Source organism: Dickeya sp. NCPPB 3274, assembly GCF_000406205.1.
Classification (GTDB): domain Bacteria; phylum Pseudomonadota; class Gammaproteobacteria; order Enterobacterales; family Enterobacteriaceae; genus Dickeya; species Dickeya fangzhongdai.
Genome location: NZ_CM001979.1, coordinates 233,277 through 238,832 on the forward strand (window position 1 = coordinate 233,277; position 5,556 = coordinate 238,832).

5 protein-coding genes and 4 tRNA genes are annotated in these 5,556 nt (G+C 49.1%); 7 read left to right on the top strand and 2 right to left on the bottom strand.

Annotated elements, in window-relative coordinates:
* The first annotated feature begins 187 nt into the window (after positions 1-187).
* Entirely contained in the window at positions 188-1,225 is a 1,038-nt protein-coding gene (gene murB / locus DXX3274_RS01705; protein WP_042858237.1) for a UDP-N-acetylmuramate dehydrogenase, read from the top strand.
* Positions 1,222-2,181, top strand: coding sequence for a bifunctional biotin--[acetyl-CoA-carboxylase] ligase/biotin operon repressor BirA (birA, locus tag DXX3274_RS01710; protein WP_042858238.1), 960 nt, complete (start codon positions 1,222-1,224; stop codon positions 2,179-2,181). Before murB ends, birA begins: the two co-directional genes overlap by 4 nt.
* Before the next feature lie 25 nt (positions 2,182-2,206).
* On the opposite strand, the gene coaA is transcribed toward birA, so the two are convergent.
* Both coaA and DXX3274_RS01720 read right to left on the bottom strand, forming a co-directional pair.
* Positions 2,207-3,157 carry a type I pantothenate kinase gene (gene coaA, locus DXX3274_RS01715; protein ID WP_038663363.1) on the bottom strand — a complete coding sequence of 317 codons (951 nt, stop codon included), beginning with the start codon at positions 3,155-3,157 and terminating at the stop codon, positions 2,207-2,209.
* A 215-nt stretch (positions 3,158-3,372) separates the two neighbouring features.
* Positions 3,373-3,921, bottom strand: a complete 549-nt coding sequence (locus DXX3274_RS01720) for a GNAT family N-acetyltransferase (RefSeq protein WP_042858240.1) — start codon at positions 3,919-3,921, stop codon at positions 3,373-3,375.
* Between the two features lie 374 nt (positions 3,922-4,295).
* Between DXX3274_RS01720 and DXX3274_RS01725 the strand changes: the two genes are divergently transcribed.
* The 5 genes from DXX3274_RS01725 to DXX3274_RS22540 all read left to right on the top strand — a co-directional run.
* Positions 4,296-4,371: transfer RNA gene (locus DXX3274_RS01725), tRNA-Thr, on the top strand.
* Positions 4,372-4,388: 17 nt separating this feature from the next.
* Positions 4,389-4,473, top strand: a tRNA-Tyr gene (locus DXX3274_RS01730).
* Positions 4,474-4,611: 138 nt separating this feature from the next.
* Positions 4,612-4,686: transfer RNA gene (locus DXX3274_RS01735), tRNA-Gly, on the top strand.
* A gap of 9 nt (positions 4,687-4,695) precedes the next feature.
* Positions 4,696-4,771 (top strand) — tRNA-Thr (locus DXX3274_RS01740).
* 106 nt (positions 4,772-4,877) lie between these two features.
* Positions 4,878-5,556 (top strand): GTP-binding protein (locus DXX3274_RS22540; protein ID WP_042858242.1); only part of this gene is annotated, 679 nt, incomplete at its 3' end.

Below are 5,556 nucleotides of genomic sequence, written 5' to 3' on the forward strand. Positions count from 1 at the left end.
GACGGATACGGCCGGCGGCCCGGCGTTGTGGCTTACGGTCTGGTCCGGTTCTGTCTTCCGGCGTTGTGTGGCTCTTCCTCTGTGTACCCCGTCCCTTTTTTTGTGCCTGCCGGCAGAGAAAACATCCCTCAATAATCCCTCAGAATCAGTTAGACTATGCCTAACTGTTTACTGAGTATTGGCTACTATGACGAATTCTGTCACATCTCTAAAATCGTTTAATTCCTTCTCATTACCGGTATTTGCGACAGAGGTCGCGACTATCGAAAATTCAAGCGAGTTGTTATCTGCATGGCAGCGTGCTCACCAGAGCGGGTTACCGGTCCTGATATTGGGGGAAGGGAGTAATGTACTCTTTCTTGACGATTTTCACGGCATAGTACTCATCAATCGGCTCAAAGGGATTGAGATCAAAGAGACTGCATCTGAATGGATGCTCCATGTTGGGGCTGGGGAAAACTGGCATCGCCTTGTGGAATATACGCTGGAACGCCAGATTTCCGGTCTTGAAAATCTGGCCTTGATCCCAGGATGTGTTGGATCCGCGCCTATTCAGAATATCGGTGCTTATGGCGTAGAACTGAAAAAGGTCTGTGCTTATGTCGATATGCTAAATCTGAGAACAGGCGAGACAGCGCGTCTGAGTGCTGAAGAGTGCCGGTTCGGTTATCGGGATAGCGTTTTCAAGCATGAATACCAGGATGGATTTGCCATTATCGCAGTCGGATTACGTTTATCGAAAGAGTGGAAGCCGGTCCTGGAATATGGCGATCTTACCCGTCTTGACCCTTCGGCAGTGACAGCCAAACAAATCTTTGACGCCGTTTGTCAGATGAGGCGGAGCAAATTACCCGATCCCGCGGTAATGGGTAATGCAGGTAGCTTCTTCAAAAACCCGGTTATTCCTGCTGCGATAGCTGAACACATTCTGGCGAGTTATCCTAATGCCCCTCATTATCCTCAACCGAATGGTGAGGTAAAGCTGGCTGCCGGCTGGTTGATCGATCAATGCGGTTTGAAAGGGCATCAAATTGGTCAGGCTGCGGTTCATGATAAGCAGGCTCTGGTTCTGGTGAATAAAGGCGAAGCAACCAGTCGTGATCTGGTTAATCTGGCTCGTTATGTAAGAAATAAGGTTGCACAGCAATTCAATGTATGGCTGGAGCCTGAGGTACGGTTTATTTCCGCTCAGGGAGAGGTTAACGCAGTGGAGGTTTTAGCATGAAAGATTATACCGTCCCGTTGAAGCTAATCTCTATTCTGTCCGATGGTGAGTTTTATTCGGGGGAGTATCTCGGTGAACTAATGGGGATGAGCCGAGCAGCCATCAACAAACATATTCAGACCATCAGAGAGTGGGGGCTGGATGTATTTACTGTAACTGGAAAAGGTTATGCACTTTCAGCCCCCATTCAATTGCTCGATGCGGAGAAAATTCGCTCGCAAATACAAAGCGGCAATATAGCGGTTTTACCCGTAATTGATTCTACCAACCAATATCTGTTGGATCGTCTTGATTCGGTATCGTCGGGTGATGCCTGCATTGCTGAATACCAACAGGCTGGGCGGGGACGGCGTGGTCGAAAATGGTTTTCCCCCTTTGGCAGTAACCTTTATTTGTCACTGTATTGGCGTCTGGAACAGGGGCCTGCCGCAGCGGTTGGCGTGAGTCTGGTGATTGGCATCATTATGGCGGAAGTCTTGCATCATCTGGGCGCTGAAGGGGTACGGGTAAAATGGCCGAATGACCTGTATCTGAACGATAAAAAACTGGCTGGTATTCTCGTTGAATTAAATGGGCGGACGGGGGATGCTGCGCATCTGGTCATCGGTGCAGGTATTAATTTGCGCATGAATTCATCAGGTTCGACTGTGATCGATCAGGGATGGATCAATCTACAGGAAGCCGGGATTGATATTGATCGTAATATGCTGGCTGTGAGGCTTGTTACTGAATTACGTGCCGCATTGGCTATTTATGAGCAACAAGGTTTGGCGCCTTTTATTTCCCGATGGAACAATCTGGATAATTTTTATAATCGTGCAGTGAGGCTGATTGTCGGTAATCGGGAAATAAAAGGTATTGATAAAGGAATTGATAACCAGGGGGCGTTATTGCTGGAGCAGGATGGGGAAATTCAATCTTATATTGGTGGTGAGATTTCTCTGCGTGGATGGTAATAGGGGATTGTCATCCCCTCTAATTTTATTTTCTTAAGCGTACACACTCGACTGCGTGATTTGCGCTTTTGGTCATGATAAGACTGGCTCGTCCACGCGTGGGTAATATGTTCTGCTTGAGATTCAAACCATTAATCTCATTCCATAATTGTGATGCGATATTAACGGCTTCTGTTTCCGCTAGTTTTGCATAATTATGGAAATAGGAGTCGGGATTGGTAAATGCACCCTGCCTGAATTTCAGGAATCGATTGATATACCAGCTCTTCAGTAGTTCCTCAGGTGCATCGACATAAATGGAAAAATCCACGAAATCAGATACAAAAACACGATGAGGGTCGTGGGGATAATCCATCCCGCTTTGTAGTACATTCAGCCCTTCAAGAATAAGAATATCTGGCTGTTCTATGACTTTATTGCAATCAGGCACAATATCATAGGTCAGATGAGAATAGGTGGGGGCAGTGACCCAAGGGACGCCGGATTTTATCTCAGAAACGAATTTTACCAGGCTATGCATATCATAGGACTGGGGGAACCCTTTTTTCTTCATCAGGTTTCTTTGCTGCAATACCTTATTGGGATGAAGAAAGCCGTCGGTGGTAATCAGTTCGACCTTGCGATGCTCCGGCCAGCGGCTGAGTAATGCCTGCAGTACACGCGCTGTTGTACTTTTCCCTACGGCAACACTGCCGGCAATACCGATGATATAGGGGATTTTCTGCCCATCGGTTCCCAGAAACTGCTCAAGCACGGCCTGACGCCGTAAATTGGAACTGATATAAAAATTGAGCAGTCGAGATAATGGCAGATAAATTTCCGCGACCTCATCCAAAGATAGATCTTCGTTAATGCCTTTGAGTTTAATGATTTCATCTTCAGTCAGAGTCAATGGCACAGAGTCACGCAAGTTGGCCCACTGCTGACGATTGAACTGAAGATAAGGCGTTGCGAAAGATTGCGCGTTATTAGTCATAAATGTATTTCTGCTTGACGCTACCGGTAAGGAAGGGAAACAGCCAGGTTTCAGTGCATGAAACTGAGACACCGGGAGGCTGGACAGGCAACAGCCGCAGCATCCTTTCCTGATAAAATTATCGTCCAGCGGGCAGGTTACCACCATGAGGGTCAGGAAAAGAAGCAAAAATCTGTATCAACCCTGATACCTGTGATACAGGCATCAGGTAGGAATTAGCCGGCGAGGGCGCGTTCTACGCGATTCACGGCGAACAGGCGCTTGTAGTAAATTGCTGTCGGATAGTAATAACCATCGGGAGAACTGGCATAGTCGGGAAGTTCTCCCAGATAGCGGTAACCCTGAGCACGATAAAAGTGCTCGGCAGGCGAACCGGCTTGCGTATCGAGATAGATCAAGCCGCGCCGATGCTGTAATGCCGCCTGCTCCAGCGTGGAGAGTAAACGTTTTCCAATCCCCTGACGCCGCATGCTGCTATGAACCAGCAGTTTTTGTATTTCAGCCCGGTTTTGTCCGTTTGATTTTTGGCACAGTTCAAGCTGGATACTGCCTATTACGCCATTATCATCGCGCGCAATCCATAACAGACGCTCTCCTTCGGCGACAGAAGGACGCAGGCTGTGAAAATAGCTCTCGGCTTCCTCGTGCGTCAGTGGTGACTGGTAACCGACAGACGCTCCCTTTGCCACCGCATTTACCAGTAAGCCGGCTAACTCGTAACGATAGACCGGAAGAGTGGCGACATTCAGTAATACGATCTTCATGCTGTCTCTCCTGCTGGGGTGGGCTAAAGTGTGTCTCGTCTGGTTCGTCATGCAAGGAGTGTTCCATTCACCGATGAGCGACTAAAAGTGGCTAAATGCCGAATCTCATGCTCAGGACCGCCACAAAGGGGGGCATTATCACTTTTTTGGTGCAGATATTCGGCGATGACGGCAGCATATCATTGAGGTCTGAATGCCTGAGAACCGTACGCGCAGAGCGCTTTTAACATGTTGTCTGACGCTTATTTGCACGAATGATTGACAGGAATGTGAAACAGTATCCGAATTTGTGCAAAATCTAGGCGATAGCGCGTTTTGAGCAATTTTTTTGTTGCATAGACCGGCCCCTCTGCCTAGAATGCGCAGCACTTGATGCCGGCTTAGCTCAGTAGGTAGAGCAACTGACTTGTAATCAGTAGGTCGCCAGTTCGATTCCGGCAGCCGGCACCATCAAGTGCATACAATCAGGTGGGGTTCCCGAGCGGCCAAAGGGAGCAGACTGTAAATCTGCCGTCACAGACTTCGAAGGTTCGAATCCTTCCCCCACCACCAAATTCAATCCTGGAGACAGGATGCAATCGATGCGGTGGCGCAATATCAAAACCGAATCGAAAAAAAAGCAAGGTATCAATATAAATTGTACCTTGCTTTAATGTTCTACAGAGAAATCAGGTAGCCGAGTTCCAGGATGCGGGCATCGTATAATGGCTATTACCTCAGCCTTCCAAGCTGATGATGTGGGTTCGATTCCCACTGCCCGCTCCAATTAGATGTGCTGATATAGCTCAGTTGGTAGAGCGCACCCTTGGTAAGGGTGAGGTCGGCAGTTCGAATCTGCCTATCAGCACCACTTCTTTTTTTTCCTCCTGATTTTCTTTCTGTTAAAAGCTCAGCAAGTAATTGCTTGGTTGATGTGGTGATACCACCGATTTATCCGTGTCTTAGAGGGACAATCGATGTCTAAAGAAAAATTTGAACGTACAAAACCGCACGTTAACGTCGGTACTATCGGCCACGTTGACCATGGTAAAACAACGCTGACCGCTGCCATCACTACCGTTCTGGCGAAAACCTACGGTGGCCAGGCTCGTGCATTCGACCAGATCGATAACGCGCCGGAAGAAAAAGCGCGTGGTATCACCATCAACACCTCTCACGTTGAATACGATACCCCGACTCGTCACTACGCGCACGTTGACTGCCCGGGACACGCCGACTACGTGAAAAACATGATCACCGGTGCTGCCCAGATGGACGGCGCGATCCTGGTAGTTGCTGCGACTGACGGCCCGATGCCGCAGACCCGTGAGCACATCCTGCTGGGTCGCCAGGTAGGCGTTCCGTACATCATCGTGTTCCTGAACAAATGCGACATGGTTGATGACGAAGAGCTGCTGGAACTGGTTGAGATGGAAGTGCGCGAGCTGCTGTCTCAGTACGACTTCCCGGGCGACGACACGCCGGTTATCCGCGGTTCCGCGCTGAAAGCGCTGGAAGGCGATGCCGAGTGGGAAGCGAAAATCATCGAACTGGCCGAAGCGCTGGACAGCTACATTCCGGAACCGGAGCGTGCGATTGACAAGCCGTTCCTGCTGCCGATCGAAGACGTATTCTCCATCTCCGGCCGTGGTACCG